General features: G+C 69.5%; 1 protein-coding gene. It reads right to left on the reverse strand.

Features of this window, described 5'->3' with window-relative positions:
• Window positions 1–44: 44 nt before the first annotated feature.
• Window positions 45–2,120 carry a PA14 domain-containing protein gene (locus ACFU6I_RS48460; protein ID WP_384380943.1) on the reverse strand — a complete coding sequence of 692 codons (2,076 nt, stop codon included), beginning with the start codon at window positions 2,118–2,120 and terminating at the stop codon, window positions 45–47.
• Between the last annotated feature and the right edge of the window lie 43 nt (window positions 2,121–2,163).

Raw genomic sequence — 2,163 nt, forward strand, 5'->3', positions numbered from 1 at the left:
CGGGAACTCCGGCCGGGCGCCTCCATCGCTTCCCCTGGCGGGACCTACTCCACCGAGGCGATCGCCGTCTCGCGGGCGGCCGTCTCCGTGCCGTCGGCGAGGGTGGCGGTCACGCGGTAGTACGTGGTCGTGCCCTTGGGCATGGTGGTGTCCACGTACGACCAGCCGGTGATGTCACCGCGCGTCTGGACGTCAACCTTGTCGAAGACGTGGGTCGACTGGTTCCAGCGGTAGACGGCGAAGCCGGTCACCCTGCTGCCGTTGGCGCCCGTGTCGCTGCCCAGCCACCAGCGGACCGAGCCGTACACGTCGCCGTTGAGGTGGCCGAGCGGGTTGTCGCCCACGGCCGGGCCGGCGTCGACGTCGGGGCGCAGGTCGAGCTCGGTGACGTCCTGGACGGAGGCGCCGGTCTCGGGGGTGAGCCGGTTGCCGTACTGGTCGACGGCGACGACGCTGTAGCGGAGCTGCTCGCCATCGGCGACCGTACGGTCGAGGAGGTGGGTCTCCGTGAACTCCTGGGGCCTGAGGGTCCAGGAGTCGATGAGCGGCTGGTAGACCCACTCGCCGTCGACGAGGGTGCCCCGCATGATGCGGTAGTGATCGAGACCGGGGTCGTCACTGGCGTCCCAGCTCAGCGAGACGCCGTTCTCCCGGGCGGTGGCGGTCATGCCCGTCACCGGGGGCGGCGGGGTGCTGTTCCCCGCGACGGCGACCGGCATCTCGACAGAGGGGGTGCCCCCGTTCCCCGCGCCGTCCACAGCCACGACCGTGTAGTAGTACGTGGCGCCCGGCGGCGGGGCCGCCTCCGTGAAGGACGTGCCCTGGATGCCCTTGGCGACCTCCACGACCGTGCGCCCGCTCTCCGTGCGCGGCTTGTTGTAGCGCAGGACCGTGTACCCGACGAAGTCCTCGCTGGTGGCCTCCGACTTGTCCCAGGTCAGCGTGACCCCGCGCTCGTCCTCGACCGCCGTCGCGTTGTACGCGGTGTTCACGGGACCCGTCTTGTCCCGCGTGTAGAACTCCGCCGTGCCGGAAGCCGCCGACTCGTTGCCGTGCGTGTCGACCGCTGTGACGGCGTAGTAGTACGTGTCCCCGGTCTGCGGCAGCGGCTGCTCGTACCAGGAGCCGCTGAGCGGCTTGTCGCCGTTCAGCCGGTTCGCCGCGGTGAGCGCGACCGGCCTGCCGGTGGTGGAGCGGTACACGTTGTACCCGGCGAGATCCGCCTCGGTGTTCCCGTACCAGGAGAGGCTGACCTTCTCGGAGTAGCCGGGCTTCCAGTTGCCCTCGAGACCCGTCGGCGCCGTGGGAGCGCTCTTGTCGACGGTGGTGACGGGTTTGTCCGCCGTGCCCGCGGACTCATTGCCCGCCTTGTCGTAGGCGCGGACCTCGTAGTAGTAGACCGCGCCGTTCTTCGGCAGCGTGGTGTCCGTGTACGAGGTGGAGGTCGTCGTGGCCAGCGGCTTGGTGCCGTACGAGGTGCCCTGGAGCCGGCGGTACACGCGGTAGCCCGCGAGGTCCATCTCCTTGTTGGCCGTCCAGCGGAAGTTGGCCCGGTACGAGGAGTCGTACGCGAGGGAGGTGCCGGTGGGCACGAGGGGCTTGACCTTGTCGACGGTGGCGGACGTGCGGGGCAGGTAGTCCGCCTTGACGTTCGCGGCGCCCGTCCAGTTGACGAAGTCGAAGCGGAGGGTGTGCGTCCCGGACGGGATGGTGATGTTGACGGTCTTCGTCTGGGTCGTCGAGACGTTCTTCCAGATGTCGACCTTGCGCGTGCCGTCGAGGTAGACGCGCAGGCCGTCGCGGGTCGCGACGGGGATCGAGAACGGGCCGCCGGAGCCGAAGTCCCGGGTGACCGTCCAGCGCACGCCGAAGTAGTTGCTGGGCAGCCCGGCGGCGGGGGCGCCGGTGCCCCAGTTCTGATCGATCTTCGAATCGCAGTCGGTCTTCTTCGGCGTACCGGAGAAGGTCGTGTTCGCGTAGAACTGCCTTTTGAAGACGGGCGACTTACAGGTCACGGTCGCCGTGGCGGCACCGGCGGCGGACGTGCAGGTGAGCAGGGCTCCGGTCGTCGCGAGGACGGTGGTCGCGGCGAGCGCGGACGCACGAGTGGCTCGGGTCATGCCTTCCTTCGTTCTGGGTCGGCGGTGGGAAGACGGCGTCTTC

Source organism: Streptomyces sp. NPDC057486, from assembly GCF_042802415.1.
GTDB classification, from domain to species: Bacteria; Actinomycetota; Actinomycetes; order Streptomycetales; family Streptomycetaceae; genus Streptomyces; species Streptomyces yanii.

Bases quoted from the DNA above. Each gene is read 5' to 3' on its own strand.
- ACFU6I_RS48460 (WP_384380943.1), bottom strand. From the start codon at position 2,120: ATGACCCGAGCCACTCGTGCGTCCGCGCTCGCCGCGACCACCGTCCTC.